Origin of the sequence: Allohahella marinimesophila (genome assembly GCF_039538005.1) — a bacterium.
GTDB classification, from domain to species: domain Bacteria; phylum Pseudomonadota; class Gammaproteobacteria; order Pseudomonadales; family Oleiphilaceae; genus Allohahella; species Allohahella marinimesophila.
The window spans coordinates 1-24,480 of the sequence record NZ_BAABBO010000012.1; the positions used below are offsets into that span (position 1 = coordinate 1).

Here is a 24,480-nt window from a genome sequence, read left to right on the forward strand (position 1 = left end):
TCCAAGATCATTAAGCCACTTCATTGGCGGTCTGCAGCTCTTCGTTTATTGACTGTAGCTCCTCTTTCGACGTTTCAAGCTCTTCAAGGGTGGAACGCAACTCCTCATTAGCGGACTGCAACTCCTCATTAGAAGCTCGCATGTCTTCCTGGCCGGTCTCATATTCGTCAATCGCAGTCTGCAGGCGCCGCTTGGTCAGCTCCAGTTCAAGCTCAAGCTCTCGGCTATCAGCTCCTAGTCTCTCCTCCCCCTCGCGAACCGCCTGGACCTGCACCGGGTCCCGTTCATCGAAAACGACAAGAGTATAAATATCGTCCTCTTCGCCACTGCCACGACGTGCGTACAACGTAACTTCACGCGGCTCTCCATCGAGCTTTAAGACTATTGGGCGGGAGATACAGGGTTCGGTCGCACTTGACGCACCCTGCAATGCTGCATTTAGCTCAACCTGCAGCTCTTCGCGGATAAGCTTGAAGATATTGGAGCTTGGCACGCCTCCAGGATGCATCATGTAGCGACCAGCCCGGCGTGAGAGATGGACCATCTTGTTCTCGGAATTCACCAACACACTGGGGGGGGCGTATCGTTCTACCATACGATGATGCATGGCACCATATGATGGGAGAGCTCTCTCCGCCTTGTTGGTTCTGTCCTCGTCCTTTCGACCGGATCGGGTGAACGGAAACACTGGCAACTTTGGCTCTGTTGCAGGCACATTGCGTCGCGAATAAAGTCCGTTTGTCTTGTTTTCCGGCACAAACAGGTGCGACTGGGTCACTGTTTCTGCCGTGCCGAGCAACAGATATCCCGGCGCCTTCAGAGCGTAGTGAAACAATTCAATGATGTCCGGCTGTAGCGTCCGCTGCAGATAGATCAGCACGTTGCGACAGACAATGAGATTGATCCGGGAAAACGGTGGATCGGAAAGAAAATTATGCGGTGAAAAAACCACAAGATCCCTCACCTCGTTCTTTATCCGGTAGGCACCATTCTCCTTTTTAAAGAAGCGCTCGAGGCGCTCCTGGCTGACATCAGCCTCAATATCGCCGGGATAGAGACCTTCACGTGCCCGCTTCAAAGACATGTCATGCATATCCGAGGCAAATATCTGTACAGGCCGGTCCGAATTGGTCTTCTCAGCGTGTTCAAGCATGAGGATAGCCAGCGTATAGGCCTCTTCCCCGGTAGAACAGCCAATGGACCATATCCGCAAAGACTCTTCTTCATGAGACGCGTTGAATAGCCTGGGGATTATTTTTTCACTCAACTCGTCGAATACTTCCGGATCTCTGAAGAAGCTGGTGACGGTGATTGAGAAATCGTTGACCAACTCTCCGACCTCTTCCGGCGTGGTCTGAAGCAGCTCAAGATAATCGGTCAGTTCCTCAACGTGTGCCAGCTGCATGCGCCTGCGAATCCGCCGCATGATCGTGGATTGTTTATACCGCGAAAAGTCACGACCCTGGTTGGCTCTGACTACAGAAAGGATTGAGGCCAATAGCGGACGTGCTGCATCAGGTTCGTCTTCGGGGGGCGGTAGTCGGGGCTGGGTCTTGAGAAAGCGAAGAACATAGTCCACCATCTCTTCAAGCGGCAACACCAGATCGATGATGCCTGTGTCGATGGCACTGCGAGGCATTCCGTCATATTCGGCCTCGACGGGATCCTGCACGACCGTCAGCCCGCCCTTCTGCTTGACCTCCTGAATACCCAATGTTCCATCCGAACCTGTGCCGGTGAGAATGATGGCTGCCGAATTGCCATCATGGGATTTCGCCAGTGTTCTGAAAAAATGGTCAACCGGCGCTCGGGCCCGGCGCTCTGTCTCTAGTTTCGTCAGGCGCAAATGACTATCGATGGCACTGAGGTTCTGCCCTGGCGGGATGACGTACACCCTGTTGGGCTCCAGCTTCACATCACCCACAATCTGCTGAACGGGAATATTGGCTCGAACCTGCAGTATCTCTGACAGATGACTCTCGTGGTCCGGCGACAGATGGACCACCACTACGAAGGCCACCCCGCTTTCAGCTGGCACGGTAGCCAACAGTAGCTTGAGTGCCGATAGACCTCCGGCAGACGCGCCAATCGCGACCACAGCAGGGAGGGAGTGTCCTGCATCATTCGGCTTGCCACCCAGTGATGGGTCTGCATTAGCTTGAGGCGAGGTATTCAGCTGCTGTTGAGGCGGATGATCTGTTTGCGTCTTGTGTGTCATTGAAAGGCCAAGGAGATGAGGCGAAGAGGGACAGCATAATGGGCGCCAAAAGTATTCACAATTGCTTACTGACGAAACGGCGGAGCGGCTCAACCGAAAAAGACACCAGCAATGACGACGTGCCACTGACCGATGTCTTCAAAACTGCAAATGCTTGCGGTGTAAAACCGGAACGGACTGGTCCCGGTGTTCACGGTTAGATATCAGCTTCAGTTCTCGTAGGATTATACGAACCAGAACTACGCTCATTCGACGGTCGATAAGTCGTGGGCGTCAGCTTGCTGGCTGTTCCGGCAGCACGAGTCTCATTCCGTGGATCGGCTGAAGAGCTGGTTCCGGCATACTGTCGCGGTGTACGCTGGGTGGTCGTACCCCTCAAATTACTGCTGCGCATGGTGCCGTAACGACTACTACTACTCTCACGGTGCATGAGAGCCCACACCAGCATTGCGGTGGCCGCGCCAGCAACTGCACCACCAATGACCAGCGCTGTCGGTGGCGCTTGCACGAACTCTCTGGTTCGACCTACCAGCTCACGTCCACGTTCCCTTAACTCGGGCGCGTACTCCTCATATTCATCAGCTACCTTGTGAGTCACATCACTGATCTTCTCTCTGACGTCGTTCATCGTGTCTTTGTAAGTCATCGTCATATTTTCCTTTTTCTGCGATAGGTTGAAGATAACTCGCATATTTCGGGCCAATTCGCTTCAGTTTCTACGTATGAATCTGTGGAGGGCGGCACGGCAGGCGTGCCAGCGATCAGACGCCCTCTGATCGGCACTGTAACCCACAACCCGGGTTGAACATTTTTGTAAATCAGCTCATCAGCCAAGGTGTGCTTTGTAATTGTTATCACCGGCAGTCCTGCTTCAGCAGCACATCGTAAAGAGCCGTCATACAGACTGGAGACCGTTATAATGAAAAAAAGCTTAGTACTGACTCGCGGATTGCCTGCCCTCATCATCCTGCTTGTCATCATTCGCCTGGCCATGCCTTATGCCATTCTGAAATACGTCAACGACACGCTGGACGGCCTGGATGGCTTCAGTGGCCATATTGATGATCTCGATCTTTCACTCTACCGGGGCGCGTTCGTTATTCAGGGTATCGATATCGTGAAAACAGACGGCGAAGTACCCACGCCGCTGTTCAGCGCTGAAGAAGTGGATGTCTCGATACTGTGGGGCGCATTGTTTCGAGGCTCACTGGTCAGTGAGGTCTACTTTCTCAAGCCGGAAATCAATATCGTCGATGGTGGCGATGCCGCAGAGGGGCAGACCGGCGAGGACCAATCCTGGACTGAGGTACTCGAGTCGATCACGCCATTCAATATCGAGCAGCTCGAAGTGGTCGACGGCGAGTTTCACTTCCGAAACTTCAGCAGTGAACCGCCGGTCGATGTCTATCTCAACGAGATCCAGCTGCTGGCGACCAACCTCACTAACTCGGAAGATCTGTCTTCAAGTCTGGTGGCCAGTATCGACGCCAAGGCATTGCTGATGGCAGACGCCCCCGTGAACCTTGCTCTGAAAATGAACCCCTATGCAGAGCAGCCATTGTTCGACTTCAATTTGCAAATGGACGAACTTTCGGTTCTCAAGCTTGACGATTTGATCAAGGCTTATGCCCCTTTCGACCTTGAAGGTGGACGCTTCAGCCTGACCAGCGAGCTTGCCGCGAAGAACGGCCAGATCGCGGGTTACATCACACCGTCATTGAAAGAAGCAACGGTGTTCGAATGGCGCGAGGATATCAAACGTGACGACGATGGCCTGCTGACAGTGATCGGTGAATCCATCACCGGCTTATTTTCAGCTATCTTTGAAGAGGGCAGCAAAGATCGTATTGCGACCCGTGTGCCCATCGAAGGCCAGATAGACAATCCAGACGTGGGCGTCTTCACCGCGGTCATCGGCATCATCAAGAATGCCTTTATCGAAGCCTACGGCTCTTCTCTCGAGGGCAGCGTATCGCTCGAAGACGTAGGCGAAGACAATGCCGAAAATGATGAACAGAACGAATGACGGCCCCAGCAGGTCGTAAAGACATCCATAAGAGACCGTTTTATGTCGACCACAACATCCAGGCAGAACCTGCGTCATCATCTGCGTGTACCTGCCTCCTGTCCCGCTGTCCTGCAGCTTGAAACACCGGCCAAAGTCCAGATCAGGAATATCTCACGCGCGGGTCTCATGGTCTCCTGCGAGCGTGAGCTGGCCGATCTGCTATCGGCCGATCAGAAGACGACCACTCGCCATGAGCCGGTCACGCTCGATATCGAGTTCGATCTTCGTGAGCTCGCGGCAGGCAGCGCTTACGTGCCGCCAGCCAGTGCCGAGGCGTCGTTCCGAATCGCAGCGGTGGTCGCCCATACCTGCCGGCAATCGCGCGATGAATACCATGTGGGACTGACCTATCTGCGCCTGACGACTGAACAGCAGGACCTGCTGGATGCATTCATAGAGGCAAAAAAGGGGCGCAAACCATAAGGCTATAACAAAGCGATATAGAATAGAGCTTTCTTATAATTTCCTGATTTCCTATAGTACGCGCATTCAAAACTGGCGAAATTCTTTCCGGGGAGACGCGCACTACATGTCCGAACACACTTTGACTCACCTCAAGCAACTTGAGGCCGAGAGCATTCACATCATTCGCGAGGTCGCTGCCGAATTCGAGCGACCCGTCATGATGTACTCGATCGGGAAGGACTCTTCCGTCATGCTGCACCTGGCTCGGAAGGCCTTCTTCCCTGGCAAGCTGCCCTTCCCCCTGCTGCACGTCGATACCACCTGGAAATTCAGGGAAATGATCGAATTCCGCGACCGCATGGCCAAAGAGCACAATCTCGACCTGATCGTGCATATCAACCAGGAAGGTGTTGCACAGGGCGTTGGTCCGTTCACCCATGGCAGCTCCAAGCACACCCATATCATGAAGACACAGGCGCTCAAGCAGGCGCTGAATAAATACAAGTTCGATGCAGCCTTCGGCGGAGCCCGCCGTGATGAAGAAAAGTCCCGTGCCAAGGAGCGGGTCTATTCCTTCCGCGACGAAAACCATAGTTGGGACCCGAAGAATCAGCGGCCCGAACTCTGGAACCTCTATAACGGCAAGATCAACAAAGGCGAGAGCATCAGAGTCTTCCCACTGTCCAACTGGACGGAGCTCGATATCTGGCAGTACATCCACCTCGAGCAGATCGAGATCGTACCGCTGTACTTCTCCAAGAAGCGTCCTGTGGTCGAACGCGATGGCACACTCATCATGGTCGACGACGAGCGCATGCCGCTGCGTGAGGGCGAAAAGCCGGAAATGCGTTCAGTGCGTTTCAGAACACTGGGCTGCTATCCATTGACCGGTGCAGTCGAGTCCGAAGCCGACACACTGACAGATATCATTCAGGAAATGCTGCTGACCACCAGCAGTGAGCGACAAGGGCGAATGATCGACCACGATCAGGCCGGCTCAATGGAACAGAAAAAGCGCGAGGGATATTTCTAGCATGTCACACCAGTCCGAACTCATCAGCGAAGACATTCTCGCGTATCTTGAACAGCACGAGCACAAGGAGCTGCTGCGCCTGCTGACCTGTGGCAGTGTAGACGACGGCAAGAGCACACTCATCGGACGTCTGCTGCACGATTCGAAAATGATTTACGAAGATCAGCTCGAAGCGATCAGGAAAGATAGCGCCAAGAGCGGTAATACCGATGGCAAGCTGGACCTGTCCCTGCTGGTCGATGGCCTGCAGGCAGAACGTGAACAGGGCATCACCATCGATGTCGCCTATCGCTTCTTCTCCACCGCCAAGCGCAAGTTCATCATTGCCGACACGCCCGGTCATGAGCAATACACCCGCAACATGGCCACGGGCGCCTCGACGGCGCAGCTGGCAATCATCCTGGTCGACGCGCGCTATGGCGTGCTGACTCAGACCAGGCGTCACACCTTCATCGCGTCACTACTCGGGATCCGGCACGTGGTCGTGGCCATCAACAAGATGGACCTGGTCGACTACAGCCAGGCGCGCTATGACGAAATTCGTGAAGATTATCTGGCGTTTTCCAAGGCCCTGCGGATTCCGGATCTGCGCTTCATTCCAATTTCAGCGCTGGATGGCGACAACGTCGTCGATTTTTCAGAAAAGATGCCCTGGTACAAGGATCTGGCCGGCGCAGAGCCACTGATGCACATTCTCGAAAACGTGGCCATTTCGGATGACAGCCAGCTCGCTGAATTCCGCATGCCTGTCCAGTACGTGAACCGGCCAAATCTCGATTTCCGTGGTTTTGCCGGTACGATCGCTTCCGGCATCATCCGCCAGGGCGACGAAATCATGGCGCTGCCCTCGCGCAGAACCAGTCGCGTCAAGTCCATCGTGACCTACGACGGTGATCTCGAAGAAGCCTTCCAGAACCAGGCCGTCACCCTGACCCTGAGTGACGAAATAGATGTGAGTCGTGGCGACGTTCTGGTCAAGAAGGACCATGTCCCCACGGTCAGCAGTCGACTCAAGGCCAATATTGTCTGGATGACCGACAGCCCGCTGGTCCCTGGCAAGCAGTACGCGATCAAACTGGGCACGACGACGACTTTCGGCTCGATCACCAGGGTTCTTCATCAGATCGACGTCAACTCACTGCAGCAGAGCGACGCGACGCAGCTTGGGCTGAATGAAATTGGCTTGTGTGAGCTCGCGCTTACCAAGCCCATCGTCTTCGATCCCTATCAGCGCAATCACCTGATGGGTGCATTCATCATCATCGATCGCCTGACCAACGTCACTGTCGGTGCAGGCATGGTGGATAGCGCGGTCACTGATTCCGAGCGGCTGTCGGATGTACCGGTCGCTGCCAGCGAGCGCGAAGCCCGAAGGGGCCACCCTGCGCTCCTGGTCGAAACACAGGGACCTGTCGCCACCAAGCTCGCCAATACTGTCGAACGAACCCTGTTCGAGCATGGCTTGACCGTGGTGTCTATCGAAGAACCGCTAACGCTGTCGACGGCCCGGCTAGCCGCTCGTGTACATATGGTGCTCATCACACAAGGTGCTGAAGACATCAGTGTCGACGATAATGAGCTGCCAGATCGCCTGTGTATTCATGCTGAGACTGATGATGATATCGCTGAGGCAGTCGATAGTGTGCTGGAAAAACTGGGACTAGCGCTACGCTAGGGAGTGACCAGGGCGACCTGACAGGTCGCCCTTTCGCGGGCCCAGCGCTGCGCACCGCTCGCTGAATTCCCGCATTGGCACCAACGCTGTTGATGCGGCCAGCGCACTGCCGGCAGGAAAGGCTATTTGTCGGTCTTGGCCGGAGGGCGTGGAAACGCGGACACTGTAGCCATCTTCGCGGTCGAGACCTTGGCCTGCCCCTGCTGCTCCACTTCGTCGATGCGGATGATGGCCGTCATGGGAATATATGAACGAGTCACTCCGGCGAACTCGTTCTTCAGCTTTTCTTCAGCCGGATCCACCAACAACTGTGAGCGCTCACCGAACAGCCAGGTTTCTATCTCGACGAAACCATATAACTCGCTGGCGTACACGTTCGCCGCGTAGACTTCGAAAATCTCGTCGTGATTGAAGTAGATCACCTTGTAGACCGTTTTATTCGTCGTAGAACTTGCCATGTATTTGAGTACCGTGAACGATGAGACTAAGAAATGGGGTCGAGATTTTATCACTTCAACCCTATAATAGCCGCCCAATTTGTTAAATGCTCAATTTTTGAGCAAGGGTGACCAGTGGCGACCAAGAAGCTTTTCATAAAAACACATGGCTGTCAGATGAATGAGTATGACTCCTCACGCATGGCAGACCTGCTGGGTGAGAGTCATCAGCTCGAGCTGACCGATTCGGCCGAAGACGCTGATGTGATCCTGCTCAACACCTGTTCGATCAGGGAAAAGGCGCAGGAAAAGGTGTTTCATCAGCTTGGTCGCTGGAAATCCCTGAAGAAAAAAAAGCCTGATTTGCTCATCGGCGTGGGCGGCTGTGTCGCCAGTCAGGAAGGGGAGGCCATTCGTGCCCGCGCACCCTTCGTCGACCTCGTATTTGGACCGCAGACCCTGCACCGGCTGCCAGCCATGGTTGACCAGCGTGTCCAGACCCAGATTCCGATGATGGATGTGACCTTCCCGGAAATCGAGAAGTTTGATCACCTGCCCATGCCGACGGCCGACGGCGCCAGCGCCTTCGTCTCGATCATGGAAGGCTGCAGCAAATATTGTTCGTTCTGCATCGTGCCCTATACCCGTGGTGAAGAAGTCAGCCGTCCGGTCGCCGACGTTCTGGCTGAAATCGAGCATCTCGCCGCTTCCGGTGTTCGGGAAGTCAATCTTCTGGGGCAGAACGTGAATGCTTACCTCGGAACATTGGAGGATGAAGACGAAGCGCCAGTAGATCTAGCCGAACTCATCACCTATGTGGCTGCCATTGAAGGTATCGATCGCATTCGCTTCACGACCTCACATCCAGTCGAATTCAGCGACTCGCTGATCGAAGTCTATGCCGAAGTGCCAGAACTGGTCAGTCATCTGCATCTGCCAATTCAGAGCGGCAGTGACAACATTCTCATGCGAATGAAGCGTGGTCATAGTGCGGCAGAGTACGTCGAGAAGATCCGCCGCCTACGTAAGATCAGGCCAAACCTGAGTCTTTCGTCAGATTTCATCATCGGCTTCCCTGACGAGTCTGAAGAAGATTTCGAAGCGACCATGCAGTTGATCGATGAACTCGGCTTCGATGTATCCTTCAGCTTCATCTATTCGGCAAGGCCTGGCACCCCAGCCGCCGACTTGCCTGACAGCGTTCCGATGGATGTAAAAAAGGCCCGCCTGGCGCGGCTTCAGCATGCCATCAACCAGCATGCCCAGCAAATCAGCCGGCAGATGGTTGGTACGGTCGAGCGCGTACTGGTCACCGGACGCTCGAAGAAAGATCCTGCGCAACTGCAGGCTCGTACAGAAAATAACCGCGTAGTCAATTTCTTTGCGCAGCTCGAGACGGCAGATATGACTGATTCCAGCGACCGCAGCATGATGAGCTACGAAGACAGCGAAGGGCTGATCAGCCGCTTTGTCGACTTGCGTATTACAGAAGCACGCCCGAACTCACTTCGTGGCGTATTGGTTGGCTTGCCGGAAGGTCTCAGACCGAATTCACGCGCGGCTGACGCCAGCGTGGCCACCAACGCACAACCCACTACGGAGACCGCCTATTACCAGGCATGATTCAGCCGCTGTAACCGGCTCAGCAGCACAAGACAGTCTTGTCACCATTTCGCTCGAGCCGGACAATGTCGCCAAGCTGCAGAATTTCTGTGGACAATTCGATGAGCATCTCCGTCATATCGAGAATCGACTGCGTGTGTCGATCAGCCATCGCGGCAATCAATTTGCCATTCGCGGTGAGCCTGCACGTATCAAGGCAGCCGAAGAGCTGCTTAAACGGCTCTATAAACAGACCAGCTCGCGCTTCGAGCTGGGCGGTGAAGAAGTTCATCTGCTGATACAGGAAGTCCGCGACCGTCATCGGCTGGACTCGACATCGGACGATGATAGCCCCCAGGATCGAGAGCTGGCTGCGGCCATACGAACACCAAAACTGCACGTCAAGCCGCGGGGCTCCAATCAGAGCAGCTACGTCAAATCGATTCGCAGCTGCGATATCAACTTCGGCGTGGGGCCGGCCGGTACGGGTAAGACCTATCTCGCCGTCGCCTGCGCAGTGGAAGCCTTCACCAGTGAACAGGTCCGTCGAATCATGCTTGTTCGGCCCGCTGTTGAAGCTGGTGAGAAATTGGGCTTCCTGCCTGGTGATCTGGCCCAGAAAGTCGACCCCTATCTGCGCCCGCTCTACGATGCGCTCTACGACATGATGGGTTTCGAGCAGGTAGCGCGCTTGATGGAAAAGGGGCTCATCGAAGTTGCGCCGCTGGCCTTCATGCGTGGGCGCACGCTCAACAATGCCTTCGTCATTCTCGACGAAAGTCAGAATACGACCCGCGAACAAATGAAAATGTTCCTCACGCGCATCGGCTTCGGCTCTACGGCGGTCATCACAGGTGACCTTACGCAGGTCGACCTGCCGCGCAATACACCGTCGGGGCTCGTGCATAGTCTGAATGTCCTGAGCGAAGTGGACGGCATCGCTGTAACGCGGTTTGCCAGCCGAGATGTCGTGCGCCATCCGCTCGTCCAGCGCATCGTCGACGCCTATGACAAGTTCGACAAGCTTGGTGAGACCGCAGTGACCAAGGATCAGGGCGGCGAACTGCAGCGCCCGAGCCGCTTCAAGCGAAGCGGGCCGCAGCCACCTGCGCGACCTCGCTCCAAAACGCCAACGGATGGTCAGTCCCATTGAAGCCGCTCATTGACCTCGGTTTCGAGGACCTTCGCGCTGCGCCGACAGCAGGCGCCCTACCCGAGTTCGTCAATGCCGATGGCCTACTGCCTGTGGTGGCAGCCGTTCTGGCTGGCGACCGTACTGCTGACGAGACGGCGCGTGAGTGGTCGCTGTCGATACAACTGCTGAGTCCAGAGGACATGCAGAGCTACAACAGTCAGTATCGGGGCAAAGACAAGTCCACCAACGTACTGTCCTTTCCTTTCGAGCCGCCACAGGGCCTGCCCCCGGAAGCACTGGCTGCCGCTCAGGCGGAGCTCGGCGACATCTTTATCTGTCCTTCGGTGCTCGAGCAGGAGGCGCTGGATCAAGGCAAGACTCTCGACCATCACTGGATGCATATCGTCATTCACGGGGTCTTGCATTTGCTCGGCCATGACCATATTGAAGCCGAAGAGGCCGGAGTCATGGAGGCGGTCGAGATAGCTCTGCTGAGAGAGTTTGGTGTCGCCGATCCCTACCTCAGCGCAGACGCGGACGAGCAGTCGAAGCCTTTCGACTGAAGAATACGCTGTTCCTCGCCAGCAATTTTGATTATTCTGACCCTGTGTCGGTAGTTTTACCGATGCGCGTTACACCAGACACTTTCAGAGAGAGTTAACAGACACTTTATGACGGATCCCGAGCCGGAACAGTCAAAACCGAATATGGACACCCCCGCTAAAAGCTGGATCAGCAAGCTTTCAGCTGCTTTTTCCGCGGAACCCCAGGATAAGTCAGAACTGCTCGAAATCCTTCGGGCTGCCGAATCAAGACAGATCATCGATACCGAATCCCTTGGCCTGATTGAAGGCGCCATGCAGGTGACCGACATGCAGGTGCGTGAGGTCATGGTGCCCAGAGCCCAGATGATCGTCATCAAGGCCTCGGCTTCACCTGAGGACTACCTCGCAGAAATACTCGATGCTGCACACAGTCGCTATCCCGTTATTGGTGAGTCCCGGGACGATGTGGTCGGCGTTCTGCTGGCGAAGGATCTGCTGCCGCTGGCGCTCAAGGGTGAACTCACCCGTGCCCAGGTCATCAACCAGCTCAGGCCGGTCGCTTTCGTGCCAGAGAGCAAGCGCCTGAATCAACTGCTCAAGGACTTCAAGACCAACCGCAACCACATGGCCATCGTAGTCGACGAATACGGCGGTGTTGCCGGTCTGGTCACTATCGAAGACGTGCTTGAACAGATCGTCGGTGACATCGAGGATGAGCACGATTTCGACGAAGAAGGCTTCATCAAGCGCCGTGACGACAGCCAGTTCGTCGTCAAGGCGCTGACGCCGATCGAGGATTTCAACGAGTACTTTGGTCTGGAACTCGACGAAGACGAATATGACACTATCGGCGGTCTCGTCGTGCATCGCTTTGGACGCCTGCCCAAGCGCGGTGAAAGTATCGCTTTCGGCGACTTCATGGTGAAAATTCTGAACTCGGACAATCGTCAGATCCGGCTTATGCAGTTCACCCGCCAGGCAGAAATGAGCTGAGTCGGTACTGCTTCATCATCAACAGTTGAAAGACCTCATGTTCGCGTCCTTTTTCCGCCACTATCTGCCCTGGCTGCTTATTGGCGGTTTGCTGCCGTTCACCTTCGCCCCCTTCGACCAGGTCTGGCTGCCCTACCCGCTGTTCGCTCTGGCCTTTTGCATGCTACCCACTCTGGCCCGGCGCAATCTTCGACAGTTCGCGCTCGCAGGGTGGTGTCTCGGTTTTGGCTTCTTCACCGTCGGCGTCTCCTGGGTCTATTTCAGCATCCACGACTACGGCAATGCCTCGCCCACCCTGGCTGGCGGGCTTACGCTCCTGTTCACCGCCTTGCTGTCCCTGTTTTTCGTCCTGCAGTTCCTGCTACTGGGGCTCTCTTTCAGATATGGCGGGCTAAGCCGGCTGGCAGCGCGCCGGCAGGTGTTATTCGGCGGTTTACTATTCGCAGCCGTCTGGGTGTTGTTTGAATGGGTGAGAGCCTGGCTACTGAGTGGCTTTCCATGGCTCTTACTGGGCGAGGCCCTGCCCGCCTCCAGCACCGGCGGCTGGATGTCCGGCTGGGCGCCTGTAGCGGGCGTCTATGCCTGCTCACTGCTCATACTGCTGATGGCGCTGGCGCTCGGACTGGTGATTAACAGGCTTCTTGAACGAATCAGGAACACGGCTGAATCTCCTCCCGCCCCAGACTCGACCGGTCTGCCCTCATGGCCGGACTACACCTTCGCCGTGCTGGTGCTGGCTCTGGTGCTCGGTGGCTATGGACTCAGTTCAGTTCAGTGGACGTCTGCAAATGGCCCCGTGCTGAGCGCTGCCCTCGTACAGCCAAATATCGCCCAGGCTTTGAAATGGAAGTCTTCGGAACAGGACCGGATCGTCCGTACTTACATCGACATGACGACGCCCATCTGGGACGCCGACATCATACTCTGGCCTGAAACGGCACTGCCGCTATACCAACATCAGGCCGTCAATTTGCTCAAGCAGCTTGGCCAGCGCGCAGATTCAGAACAGGCCGCTTTTTTCACTGGCATTCTGACCGTGAGCGAGAGTGACGCGGGTGAAATTCAGGTGCATAACAGCTTCATCGGTCTGGGCAAGGCAAGCGGCCAATACGACAAGCAGAGGCTTGTTCCGTTTGGCGAATATGTGCCGATGCAGTCGATACTTCGTGGGCTCATCGACTTTTTCAATCTGCCGATGTCAGACATGCGACCCGGCAGAACGGAACAAGCACCACTGACCATGCAGCTGAACTCAAGCGGTGAGACCTACACTGTCGCCGCTCTCATCTGCTACGAAGTCGTCTATCCCGATTTCGTAGCCAGTCAGGCTGCTGATGTCGACCTCATGATCACGGTCAGCAACGACACCTGGTTTGGCCGCTCGATTGGACCACTACAACATCTTCAGATCGCCCGCATGCGAGCATTGGAGCAGCAGAAGCCCATTCTTCGCGGCACCAATAACGGCGTGACAGCCATCATCGGCGCCGATGGCATCATTCAGGATCGGCTGGCGCAGTTTGAAAGCGGCGTACTCAGGGGCGAGGTTCAGCCACGCCAGGGTGCCACGCCATTTGCCAGAACGGGCTCCATGCCCATTCTGCTTTTGTGCGGCCTGCTGATCGTCGGCGTCGTGCTGCAGGCTCGACGAGCCTGATCGCCATCGGCTGGTGACAAGGCGACCAATACAGGTAGAATAGCCGGCCACGCGGAGCCAAGCAGAGCACATGCCAGCCATGCCAGAACTGATACCAGAACACTATCATCCCCAGGCGGTCGAACAGGACGTTCAGACAATATGGGAGAAGGAAGCCTGTTTTCAGGTCAACGAGGACAGGACCAAAGAGAAGTATTACTGTCTCTCGATGTTCCCCTACCCCAGCGGCAAGCTGCATATGGGGCATGTGCGGAACTACACCATCGGCGACGTCATTTCCCGCTATCAGCGCATGCTCGGCAAGAACGTTCTTCAGCCCATGGGCTGGGACGCATTTGGTCTGCCAGCTGAGAACGCCGCACTGAAGAATAACGTGCCGCCCGCTCGCTGGACCTACGAAAACATTGCCTATATGAAGTCCCAGCTGCAGGCACTTGGCTTCGGCTATGACTGGTCGCGCGAAGTCGCCACCTGCAAGCCGGACTATTACAAGTGGGAACAGTGGTTCTTCACACGCCTGTACGAAAAAGGGCTGGTCTACAAAAAGATGTCCACGGTCAACTGGGACCCGGTCGATGGCACCGTACTCGCCAATGAGCAAGTCATCGATGGTCGGGGATGGCGTTCAGGTGCCCTGGTCGAGCGCCGCGAAATCCCGCAGTGGTTCATCAAGATCACCGCCTATGCAGAAGAATTGCTGAACGACCTCGACAAGCTCGAGCACTGGCCGGATCAGGTCCGCACCATGCAGCGCAACTGGATCGGTCGTTCGGAGGGCATCGAGTTCAGGTTCAGCCTGAAGGATCGGGAAGAAGAGATCGAGGTCTACACGACCCGGCCTGACACCATCATGGGCGCGACCTATATTGCCATTGCCGCGCAGCATCCGCTGGCGCAGGAAGCGGCCGCTGCTTCCACACGCGTCAGCGATTTCATTCAGTCCTGCATCAACACCAAGACCGCGGAGGCCGAGCTGGCCACGATGGAAAAACTGGGTGTGGAAACAGATATCAAGGCTATCCATCCATTTACCGGAGAGCTGATACCGGTCTGGATTGCCAATTTCGTATTGATGGATTACGGTTCAGGCGCCGTAATGTCAGTGCCGGCTCATGACGAGCGCGACCACGAATTCGCCCGCAAGTACGGATTACCAATTACCCAGGTGATCGCTCCGCTGGAAATTGATTCGGTTGATATCGACATTCAGCTGAATGCCTATACCTCGCATGGCATTACCATCAACTCTGGTGAGTTCACCGGTCTGACAACCGCGGAAGCATTTGATGCCGTCGCACGGGTGTTGGAGACTCAGGGCAAGGGCAAAAAACGCGTCAATTATCGCCTTCGTGACTGGGGCGTATCCCGCCAGCGCTACTGGGGTGCACCAATCCCCATGGTCACCACTGAGTCGGGTGAAGAGCGTATCGTCCCGCTAGACGAATTACCGGTCGTGCTGCCTGAAGATGTCACCATGAGTGGCGTGAAGAGCCCGATCAAGGCAGACCCCGAATGGGCGAAGACCACCAGTGCCGGCGAGCCAGCGCTTCGCGAAACTGACACCTTCGACACCTTCATGGAGTCCTCCTGGTATTTCGCACGCTACTGCTCACCGAAGTCCGACACCGCCATGCTCGAGCCGGAGGCGGCCAATTACTGGTTGCCAGTTGACCAATACATCGGTGGTATCGAACACGCCATTCTTCACCTCCTGTATGCACGATTCTTCCACAAGCTGCTGCGCGACGAAGGATTGGTCAGTTCAGACGAACCGTTTTCTCGCCTGCTCTGCCAGGGCATGGTGATCGCAGACGTCTTCTATCGCACTATGGACGACGGCAAGAAGGTCTTTTACAACCCAGCAGAAGTCCAGCCAGTACTGACGGACGATGGCAGAGTCAGCGGCTATGTCCTGGTCACCGATGGTCAAGCAGTTGAGCACGGCGGTCGCGAAAAAATGGCCAAGTCGAAGAACAACGGTGTTGATCCGCAAACGCTCATCGACCAATACGGCGCCGATACAGTGCGACTGTTCACGATGTTCGCGGCCCCGCCAGAACAGTCTCTGGAGTGGTCCGACACCGGCGTCGAAGGTGCGCACCGATTTCTGCGCAGGCTCTGGAAGCAGGTCCGGAGTTTCACTGAAGCGTCATCCACTGGCAGTACTGCCAATATCGATGTAGAGAGCCTTGCCGAGGCCGAGCGCAATCTGTATCGCAAGACCCATGAGACCATCGAAAAGGTCTCAGACGATTTCGGCCGTCGCCTGACTTTCAATACAGCCATTGCAGCCGTTATGGAGCTCCTCAACGAGGCTAACAAACTAGCTGCCGACACCGAGCAGAGCCAGGCTGTACTGAGGGCTGCGCTTGAAACAGCGGTCCTGGCACTGGCGCCCATCACACCACATATCTGTCATGTGCTCTGGCAGGCGCTCGGCCACGACGACAGGATTCTGGACGCGCCATGGCCGAAGGCTAATCCGAAGGCGCTGGTACGCGATGTCTTCACCCTGGCGATACAGGTAAACGGCAAGCGCAGGGGCGAAATGGAGTGTGCCGCCAGTGCTGACAAGGAGGCGATCATCGCTGCAGCGCTGGCTCATGACAATGTTCAGAAGTTCATCGAGGGCAAGGACATCGTGAAGACAATCGTCGTGCCACAGCGGCTGGTCAACATTGTTGTTCGCTAGTCCGGCCAGACAGGCCAGCATTGGCAACAGACGAGCGCTGCCAATGCGGCACCTGGGCATTTTTGTGCTGCTGACCAGCCTGCTCATCTCTGCGGGCTGTGGTTTCAGACCGCGTGGAAACATCGTATTGCCCGACGGTCTGCGAGCAATGAATCTGGTGTGCACACAGGCAATGGATTCGAACTTCTGCGACGTCGTCGACAGGCAGTTGTCCGAAGCCGGTGTGACCATCGCCGAAGATTCCGATCGTCTACCGACCTTGACGATTGGTGAAGTGAGAACAGAGCGTCGGGCGGTCAGTATTTCGAACAATGCCATCGCCGCGGAATTCCAGGTCGTGCGCCTCGTAAACTTTTCCCTGACCGACCTTGGCGCCACTTTGATTCCGCAAACCCAGCTGGCGCAGTCGCAAGTCTATCGCTACGACGAACTGAGCGTCCTGGGTAAGGAAAAAGAGGAAGAACAGATCATCGAGGATCTGGATCAGCAGCTGTCGGCGGAGCTGATGCTCAGGCTTTCGTTATACAGCGACCGTAATGCCATTTTGCAGATTTTCGCCCCTTAACCAGTGAATAAGGCCTCATGCGTCTGAAGCCGGAAGGTATCAAGGCCCATTTCGACAAGCAGTTTCGCCAGGGTCATGGGCTGGCCGACAGCTCAATGTGGGCGGTCTGGATCAGCAGCGATGAACCCCTGTTTCGTAATGAAGCCGCGGATGAAGTGCGCGCACAGTGTCGCGAACTCGGCTTTAATCAGCGCCAGGTCTACCAGGTTGGGACTGATTTTGACTGGAACGGCCTGGCCCAGCAGTTCGAGACCGCGTCGCTGTTTGCAGAACAGAGCGTCCTGCAGCTCCACCTGATTGCCCTACCAAGCGATGCGGGTCGAAAAGTCTTGCTGAGCTGGCTGGAGCGCCCCCCGGCAGATACCTTCGTGTTGATTCTTTCTGACCGGATCGAATCCAAGACGCTCAACACCAAATGGTTCAAGCAGTTCGAACAATCCCAGGCCCACGTACCCATCTGGCCTATGAAATCAGATGGGCTCGCCAGCTGGCTGGCACGGCGCGCCAATCAGGCCGGCCTGCATCTCACTGCGCCGGCCCTGACCTTGCTCCAGCAGTACATCGATGGCAACCTTCTGGCGGCCGACCAAGAGCTCAGGAAACTGAGCCTGCTGCACGGTAAAAGTCAGATAGATGAGCGACACATTGCTGATGCGATCAGCGACAGCAGCCGCTATACCGTTTTCGATCTCACCGACGCCTGTCTTGAAGGCAAGGGCGAAAAGGCCGTCTCCATCGTCCTTCATTTGCGCAGCGAAAATGTTGCCGATCCTATTTTGCTATGGTCGCTTAGCCGAGAACTGAGAGTGCTGGCAAAAATATTGCGTGCACAGGCTTCAGGGGCAAATTTTCAGGACGCCTGCCAGCAGGCCGGCGTTGTGCGCTTTCGCCAACAGGCTTACAAGCAGCATGCGGCGAGACTTCGACCCGCGCGACTCAAACAGGCCCATCAGCTGGCCTGTCTCTGTGACGCAGCTATCAAAAAAGCCAACCCATTGCCTATCGAACAGCTCCTGTGTGATTTCGCTCTCGCCTTGAGTGGTCAGCCCCCGAAAGTCTGCGCTCCGGTCTGACCGGTAGTAGGGGGGCTTGCAAAAGCATATTCTGCTGATGCTGAATATGTGGTTTAATCGCTTGTTAGTCTGCTTTCAGCAATTGCGGTTTCGAGACTATGGGCTTCATTATCAGATCTTTATCCAATATTTTGCCATGCTTATCAGCCAAGCCGACCTGTAGTAGCCTCCGGCCTGGTTTCGCAGTTTTCCTTCTCGTGTCATTGCTGCTCGCTGCTTACGGCGGTCATACAGAGGCACAGACGCGTCATACTGACCCGGAAAAGACGTTGAAGGAATTGTTCTGGGGCGATCTTTATGCCAAAGGCGGCACTACCCTCTTTTGCAGTCAGGACTTCGAGAAGAAGTCGATTACGATCAAGGAAGGTTATATCTACGAATCGAGCTGGATCCGCGAAAAGCTAGACTGCGGTACCAGCAGCAAGTGCAGGACGAATGCCCCTGACTATCGCCGCATGATTTCGGACATGCATAACATCTTTCCGTCTACCATGAGCTTCGAGTTGGCTCGTGGCTCTTCCCGCTTTGCTGAAATAGGCGCCGATGGACTGGCCGGCGAATGCGAAACCCGTAAGGCCTATGGGGTGATAGAACCGCAGGATACGGCGAAAGGTATCATCGCCCGCGCCACCCTCTACATGATGGAAGCTTACAAATTACCCGCGCCAAGCTCCATCGATACGCTGATTGACTGGTGCAAGCGGTTCCCGCCAGATGACGCCGAAAAAGCTCGCAACAATCTGATCGAGAAATTGCAGGGGAATCGCAATCTTTTCATAGACAAGCCTTCGCGTGCAGACCAGATGCGCTAAAGACCGTAGTCATCCCCTAAGGAGTCTCAGGGCGCTACCCAGCGAGCCTCCCACCCATCCTGGCGCCATTGGCCCTGGACCCGATGATGAGGATCATCAGCGAGGCTAAGGCAATCCACAGCGCTGACAGCAACGTCTACTAACATGAAATGAGGGCTTACAAGGCTCTCGTCCCCACGGGCGGCGGCCTCCACGGTTTTGGCAAACGTCAGTGCAGTTGGATGGGCAAGCCCAGTGCCTGGCGCCTCATGCCGCCAGAAGCTCTGCTGACCTCGCGCTCCCAGGTCATTCCACACTTTATGAACAACGGCTGCATCCCGACATTCACTGGCAGTGCCCAGCAGCCTGATCTGCAACTGACTGGAGGAATCCCAGAACACCGCACTCAGTTGATGGCTGAGCGAACGCTCGCTGACTTTGGCCGCCCGCCGGTCGGTATGAAACTGCCAGACAGGCGGGGCACTCGTCCAGTCTCTCATCACGACGGTTCTCGCAGTTGGCCTGGGCAGCTCATCCTCATCAGTATCACAAGCTATTGTGGCCAGAGACAGAAAGCGCGCTTGCCGACGGCTCCTGTCGTCGAGCGCAGACGCCAGCTGCTCCAGGCTGTGCTTCAGAAATGACAGGGCTGTTGCGCGGTAGTCACTCTGCTCACTCATACCGATCTCCTTGAACGAAAAAACCGGCTCGAAAGCCGGTTTTTGTCAGAACATACACTTCAAGCGAAGTAGGTCAGCTTACAGCTGCTCGGCAGTAATCGCCATCATGTCTTCACTGCCTGAACGAACGGCTTCGGCCAGTGACAGTGTCCGTGGCAACAGGCGGTTATAGAAGTAACGGACAGTCTTCAGTTTGCCATCGTAGAAGCCGTTGCTGTCGTCACCCTTGTGGGCCTGGGCAGCAATCGCACTGCGAGCCAGCACATAAGCGAAAGCCGTGTAGCCAAACAGATCCAGATACTCAACGCTCGCTGCGCCAACCGCACTTGGATCATCCTTGGCTGACTTGATAACGTGCTCTGTCACGTCGCACAGACGCGACAGCGCAGCTGACAGCGGCTCCATGAACTCCTGCAGCGACGAATCCTGACGATGGCCTTCAACGAAATCAGCGACTTCGTTTGCAAACAGCTCAAAGAAGCGACCGTCGTTGGAGACGATCTTACGGCCCATGAGGTCGAGTGCCTGAATGCCGTTAGTGCCTTCATAAATCTGGGCAATCCGAACATCCCGCACCAGTTGCTCCTGGCCCCACTCGCGTACATAGCCGTGGCCACCGAAGATTTGCTGACCTGTGACGGTTGACTCAAGGCCACGATCGGTCAGGAAGGCCTTGCAGACTGGCGTCAACAGCGCAACCATCGCCTCTGCATGCTGGCGCTCACTCTCGTTCTGAGAATACTTGGACAGATCGAGAAAGCGAGCCGAGTACACGGAGAATGCGCGGCTACCCTCGTTCATCGCCTTCATGTTCATGAGCATGCGACGCACGTCAGGATGCACGAAAATCGGATCGGCAGCCTTGTCTGGGTTCTGCGCACCCTGCGGTGAACGACCCTGGGTGCGGTCAAGTGCGTAAGCCACGGCATTCTGATAGCTCTGCTCAGCCGCCGCCAGGCCCTGGACACCCACCGCGAGACGCTCATAGTTCATCATGGTAAACATGGCCGCCAGGCCCTTGTTCACATCGCCTACGAGCCAGCCTTTCGCGCCATCGAAGTTCATGACACACGTGGCTGACGCCTTGATACCCATCTTGTGCTCGATGGAACCACAGCTGACGTTGTTCTTCTCGCCAGACACGCCCTTGTCATCGACCAGCAGTTTAGGCACGAGGAACAGCGAAATCCCACGTGAACCAGCTGGCGCATCAGGCAACTTGGCCAGAACGAGATGAATGATGTTGTCACTCAGATCGTGCTCACCGCCAGTGATAAAGATCTTGGTACCAGACACGGTATATGACCCGTCAGCCTGTGGCACAGCCTTCGTGCGGATGATACCAAGGTCTGTTCCACAGTGTGGCTCGGTCAGACACATGGAGCCGCTCCAAACACCGCTGTACATGTTTGGCAGATATTTTTCCTTGAGCTCTTCGGAAGCATGCGCATCGAGCGCCAGACAGGCACCCGCCGTCAGCATCGGGTAGAGACCGAAGGAAATATTGGCAGACTGAATCATTTCTTCGACCAGCGCGCCCAGTATCTTTGGCATGCCCATGCCGCCGAACTCAGGATTGCCGCCGAGTCCGCACCAGCCGCCTTCAATGAAGGTCTTATAGGCTTCCTTGAAACCAGATGGGGTGGTCACCACTCCATCGTTCCACAGGCAGCCTTCCTCATCACCGGAACGGTTGATTGGCGCGAGCAAACTGTTTGAGATCTTGGCAGCTTCTTCGAGGATAGCGTCAGCGGTGTCGGTATCCACGTGATCCTTGAGTCCATCAAGACTGCTGAGCATTCCTTTCAGATCAAACACTTCATTCAACAGAAAGCGCATATCCTGGAGAGGTGCATTGTACGCAGGCATGGGTAATCCTCTTTTATTAATATCAATCAGCAAAAAAAGCCCGCAGAGCGGGCTTGTAAACTTTCAGAATTTAGAGCGCGAAGTGCTCTGCATCCATATCCATCAGCGATTCGGCGCCGGCTACCGCAGCAGTAGCGTGAGCTTGGGTTCTTGGCAGCAGGCGCTTGAAGTAGAACTGCGAGGTCTGAACCTTGGCTGTGTAGAACGCCTTTTCGTCACTGCCTGCTTCAAGCTTCTGCTTGGCCAGCAGACCCATGCGAGCCCAGAAGTAGGCCATTGAGGCATAGCCACTGTACATCAGGTAGTCTACTGAAGCCGCACCTACTTCATCACGGTTCTTCATGGCTGCCATGCCGATCTTCGTAGTGAGTTCGCCCCACTCCTTGTTCAGCTTGGTCAAAGGCTCAACGTATTCTTTCGCCAGCTCGTTACCTTCGTTTTCCTTGCAGAAGGTGTGAATCAGCTTGGTGAAGCGCTTCAGCGACTCGCCCTGCGTCATCAGAACCTTACGACCCAGCAGGTCGAGCGCCTGAATACCAGTCGTGCCTTCGTACATCAGCGCGATACGGGTATCACGAACTATCTGCTCCATGCCCCACTCGGAGATGAAACCATGGCCGCCGTACACCTGCATGCCAAGGTTGGAAGCTTCGTAGCCGACTTCAGTCAGGAACGCTTTCGCGATTGGCGTCAGGAAGCCGAGCATTTCATCAGCTTCGCGACGAATTTCTTCAGAGGCACTGTCCTTGACCAGATCGCCCTTCATCGCAGCGAAATAGATCATCGCACGAGCGCCTTCAGCAAAGGCTTTCTGCGTCAGCAGCATGCGACGAACGTCCGGGTGAACGATGATCGGATCAGCGATGCCATCAGGATTCTTGGTACCTGACAGTGAACGCATGGCCAGACGATCTTTCGCGTAAGTCAGCGCGCCCTGGAAAGAGAGCTCGGCAGCGCCAAGCCCCTGGATAGCCGTACCAAGACGGGCCACGTTCATGAACGTGAACATGCAGTTCAGACCCTTGTTCTCAGGTCCGATCAGGAAGCCCTTGGCGCCATCGAAGTTCATGACGCAGGTCGAGTTACCGTGAATACCCATCTTGTGCTCGATAGAGCCACACTTGACGGCATTGCGGTCGCCCATGTTGCCTTCAGCATCAACGTCGAACTTTGGCACGATGAACAGTGAAATGCCCTTGGTGCCCTGTGGCGCACCAGGCAGGCGAGCAAGAACGATGTGGACGATGTTATCGGCCATATCGTGCTCACCAGAGGAAATAAAGATTTTGGTACCGGTGATGGCGTAGGCGCCGTCTGCTGTAGGCTCGGCCTTGCAACGCAGTGTACCCAGGTCCGATCCACAGTGTGGTTCGGTCAGACACATGGTACCAGTCCACTCACCGCTCACCAGTTTTGGCAGGTAAGCTGCTTTCTGCTCGGCGCTGCCGTGCTGCTCGATGGTATTAAACGCACCATGGCTCAGACCCGGGTACATGCCCCAGCTCCAGTTGGCCGTGCCGATCATCTCGCTCATGACGAGACCAAGTGATTCTGGCATGCCCTGACCGCCGAATTCTTCAGGACCGGTCATGGAAGGCCAGCCGCCTTCGACGAATTGCTTGTAAGCTTCCTTGAACCCGGTTGGCGTCTTGACGCCATCTTCAGACCAGGTACAGCCTTCGCTGTCACCGACAGAATTAAGGGGCGAAAGTACACCTTCACAGAACTTGGCACCTTCCTGGATGATGGCTTCAACCACATCCGGTGATGTCATCTCTGCGCTTGGCAGTTCGCTGTAATGATTTTCAACATGCAGCAGTTCGTTCATGACGAAACTGATGTCACGAAGTGGAGCTTTGTATTCGACCATGACTTTACCTCTTCACTGCCAGGTGACCATCGGATTCGCTTCAGCTAACCAGTAGCTGCAATTTCGATCCATGTGCCCCGAAGGCTTTATTGCCCTCCCCGGTATCGGGAGAGGGTATTGTTGAATTTCCAGACGAGCCGTTTGGCATGAAAACCGAACATCACGGGCTACTCTGGAAATAACCAGTATCAAACAAGTGTTTGAAACATACGTTTGCTTCGGGCAATTGTCAAGATGGATCGGGTTAAGCTGCAGTAAATATTTGTTGATATGTGGCTATTGCTCGCTGCATTTCGCGGGGCTGAATAGCGTTCTCATTGGCGGGGCGCGTAGGCTCGGAGGCCAGTGACGACGGTGCTCTTCCGCCGGAGCCATCAGAATTTTCCACCACCGAATTGCCCTCTTCGGTGTCTGAGGCAATAGCACTGGCCTCGGTCTCCTCTGGAATTTGAGACTCAGTCGCCGCTTTCTCCATGGCAGCCAGTTCTGCACGTGCTGCGTTGATGGCCTGACTCGCCGCGGCAGCGACTTTTCTGTCCTGGGCAGAGGGTTCTGCAGGCGCCAGTGCGGCGCGAACCACCTGCTGCATTTTATCTATGGTCGCATCGGGATCGCCCTCGATGGCACCGGTATCAATCGAGACTTCGCCGCCAGTGGCATACTGCTTGCCATCCGGGCCACGGGTGTAGGTATATGAGGGCGCGCCGGCATAGGCACCGCCTACACTCGCATGCGCCTGCTCGTGGGTCTTGACCTCACGGTCCCGACTGGCGAGGTCCTGAATCAGGCGTAGCTCAGTTTCATCAAGCTTCGTTTCGAGTTCTGCCTTGTCGGGAGCGTCGGCATTCTGGCCAGCTTCTTTACCAAGTTCACCGTCCTCCTTGCCTCTTAGCGCCCGCGAGGTAGTGTCTTCGTCAGTATTAACGGTTCTGGAAGTGCCAGGTGCGTCGGCAGCAGTCTTGTCATCGACGCGCTGCACGGGCTGAAGATCGGTCGCTACCAGTGAGCGACCATCAGAGCCAGTCTTCAGCGCAAAGGCATCCTGCGCAGAAGCCGAGGCTGCCGTTGGGCCGACCGCGCTCGTGGGAGCAGTGGTCAGCGCCCTTGAATTAGCGGCGCTGGCCTGCTGACCCTGGAAAGCGCTATTGACGCTACCAATGGTAGAAAACATG

Annotated in this window: 20 protein-coding genes and 1 pseudogene; 13 read left to right on the plus strand and 8 right to left on the minus strand. The window is 55.7% G+C overall.

The window, feature by feature from the left end:
- Positions 1–10 precede the first annotated feature (10 nt).
- Together ABD735_RS13830 and ABD735_RS13835 are read right to left on the minus strand one after the other, a co-directional pair.
- Positions 11–2,218, minus strand: coding sequence for a CheR family methyltransferase (locus ABD735_RS13830; RefSeq protein ID WP_344807420.1), 2,208 nt, complete (start codon positions 2,216–2,218; stop codon positions 11–13).
- A gap of 196 nt (positions 2,219–2,414) precedes the next feature.
- The gene (locus ABD735_RS13835) at positions 2,415–2,864 is read right to left on the minus strand and encodes a hypothetical protein (protein ID WP_344807423.1); all 450 of its coding nucleotides are present in this window, start codon (positions 2,862–2,864) and stop codon (positions 2,415–2,417) included.
- Between the two features lie 273 nt (positions 2,865–3,137).
- Here ABD735_RS13835 and ABD735_RS13840 point away from each other — a divergent pair, with 273 nt between their 5' ends.
- The 4 genes from ABD735_RS13840 (at position 3,138) to cysN (ending at position 7,399) form a co-directional block, all read left to right on the plus strand.
- Positions 3,138–4,244 carry an AsmA family protein gene (locus ABD735_RS13840; RefSeq protein ID WP_344807425.1) on the plus strand — a complete coding sequence of 369 codons (1,107 nt, stop codon included), beginning with the start codon at positions 3,138–3,140 and terminating at the stop codon, positions 4,242–4,244.
- A gap of 42 nt (positions 4,245–4,286) precedes the next feature.
- Entirely contained in the window at positions 4,287–4,709 is a 423-nt protein-coding gene (locus tag ABD735_RS13845) for a PilZ domain-containing protein (protein WP_344807427.1), read from the plus strand.
- Between the two features lie 64 nt (positions 4,710–4,773).
- Positions 4,774–5,724 (plus strand): sulfate adenylyltransferase subunit CysD, encoded by a 951-nt coding sequence (gene cysD, locus ABD735_RS13850; protein ID WP_344807857.1) that lies wholly within the window; start codon positions 4,774–4,776, stop codon positions 5,722–5,724.
- A gap of 1 nt (position 5,725) precedes the next feature.
- Complete coding sequence (cysN, locus tag ABD735_RS13855) at positions 5,726–7,399, plus strand: sulfate adenylyltransferase subunit CysN (RefSeq protein ID WP_344807429.1); 1,674 nt, start codon at positions 5,726–5,728, stop codon at positions 7,397–7,399.
- A 122-nt stretch (positions 7,400–7,521) separates the two neighbouring features.
- Here cysN and ABD735_RS13860 read toward each other — a convergent pair whose 3' ends face one another.
- A complete protein-coding gene (locus tag ABD735_RS13860) occupies positions 7,522–7,857 on the minus strand; it encodes a DUF1820 family protein (protein ID WP_344807431.1) in 336 nt (111 codons plus the stop codon).
- Between the two features lie 156 nt (positions 7,858–8,013).
- Here ABD735_RS13860 and miaB point away from each other — a divergent pair.
- Positions 8,014–9,351: pseudogene (gene miaB / locus ABD735_RS13865) on the plus strand (tRNA (N6-isopentenyl adenosine(37)-C2)-methylthiotransferase MiaB); the annotation flags it as partial.
- A gap of 127 nt (positions 9,352–9,478) precedes the next feature.
- On the opposite strand, the gene ABD735_RS13870 reads toward miaB, so the two are convergent.
- Positions 9,479–9,610, minus strand: coding sequence for a hypothetical protein (locus tag ABD735_RS13870; RefSeq protein ID WP_344807433.1), 132 nt, complete (start codon positions 9,608–9,610; stop codon positions 9,479–9,481).
- On the opposite strand from ABD735_RS13870, the gene ABD735_RS13875 reads away from it, so the two are divergent.
- From ABD735_RS13875 to ABD735_RS13910, 8 genes are all read left to right on the plus strand, one after another.
- Positions 9,596–10,591: a PhoH family protein gene (locus tag ABD735_RS13875; protein ID WP_344807435.1), complete on the plus strand. Its 996-nt coding sequence runs from the start codon at positions 9,596–9,598 to the stop codon at positions 10,589–10,591. The genes ABD735_RS13870 and ABD735_RS13875 overlap by 15 nt on opposite strands.
- Positions 10,588–11,136: an rRNA maturation RNase YbeY gene (gene ybeY / locus ABD735_RS13880; protein ID WP_344807437.1), complete on the plus strand. Its 549-nt coding sequence runs from the start codon at positions 10,588–10,590 to the stop codon at positions 11,134–11,136. The genes ABD735_RS13875 and ybeY overlap by 4 nt, the downstream gene beginning before the upstream one ends.
- Positions 11,137–11,244: 108 nt before the next feature.
- Complete coding sequence (locus ABD735_RS13885) at positions 11,245–12,111, plus strand: CorC family transporter (RefSeq protein ID WP_344807439.1); 867 nt, start codon at positions 11,245–11,247, stop codon at positions 12,109–12,111.
- 37 nt (positions 12,112–12,148) lie between these two features.
- Positions 12,149–13,768: an apolipoprotein N-acyltransferase gene (lnt, locus tag ABD735_RS13890; protein WP_344807441.1), complete on the plus strand. Its 1,620-nt coding sequence runs from the start codon at positions 12,149–12,151 to the stop codon at positions 13,766–13,768.
- A gap of 91 nt (positions 13,769–13,859) precedes the next feature.
- Positions 13,860–16,460, plus strand: coding sequence for a leucine--tRNA ligase (gene leuS, locus ABD735_RS13895; RefSeq protein WP_344807859.1), 2,601 nt, complete (start codon positions 13,860–13,862; stop codon positions 16,458–16,460).
- Complete coding sequence (locus ABD735_RS13900) at positions 16,450–17,025, plus strand: LPS-assembly lipoprotein LptE (RefSeq protein WP_344807443.1); 576 nt, start codon at positions 16,450–16,452, stop codon at positions 17,023–17,025. Before leuS ends, ABD735_RS13900 begins: the two co-directional genes overlap by 11 nt.
- A gap of 17 nt (positions 17,026–17,042) precedes the next feature.
- Positions 17,043–18,098 carry a DNA polymerase III subunit delta gene (gene holA, locus ABD735_RS13905; protein WP_344807445.1) on the plus strand — a complete coding sequence of 352 codons (1,056 nt, stop codon included), beginning with the start codon at positions 17,043–17,045 and terminating at the stop codon, positions 18,096–18,098.
- A 269-nt stretch (positions 18,099–18,367) separates the two neighbouring features.
- Positions 18,368–18,910, plus strand: a complete 543-nt coding sequence (locus ABD735_RS13910) for an endonuclease (protein WP_344807447.1) — start codon at positions 18,368–18,370, stop codon at positions 18,908–18,910.
- 26 nt (positions 18,911–18,936) lie between these two features.
- On the opposite strand, the gene ABD735_RS13915 is transcribed toward ABD735_RS13910, so the two are convergent.
- From ABD735_RS13915 to ABD735_RS13930, 4 genes are all read right to left on the minus strand, one after another.
- The gene (locus ABD735_RS13915) at positions 18,937–19,569 is read right to left on the minus strand and encodes a hypothetical protein (RefSeq protein ID WP_344807449.1); all 633 of its coding nucleotides are present in this window, start codon (positions 19,567–19,569) and stop codon (positions 18,937–18,939) included.
- Between the two features lie 78 nt (positions 19,570–19,647).
- A complete protein-coding gene (locus tag ABD735_RS13920) occupies positions 19,648–21,438 on the minus strand; it encodes an acyl-CoA dehydrogenase C-terminal domain-containing protein (RefSeq protein WP_344807451.1) in 1,791 nt (596 codons plus the stop codon).
- Positions 21,439–21,508: 70 nt separating this feature from the next.
- Positions 21,509–23,308: an acyl-CoA dehydrogenase C-terminal domain-containing protein gene (locus ABD735_RS13925; protein ID WP_344807453.1), complete on the minus strand. Its 1,800-nt coding sequence runs from the start codon at positions 23,306–23,308 to the stop codon at positions 21,509–21,511.
- A gap of 244 nt (positions 23,309–23,552) precedes the next feature.
- Positions 23,553–24,479, minus strand: coding sequence for a putative metalloprotease CJM1_0395 family protein (locus ABD735_RS13930; RefSeq protein WP_344807455.1), 927 nt, complete (start codon positions 24,477–24,479; stop codon positions 23,553–23,555).
- Between the last annotated feature and the right edge of the window lies 1 nt (position 24,480).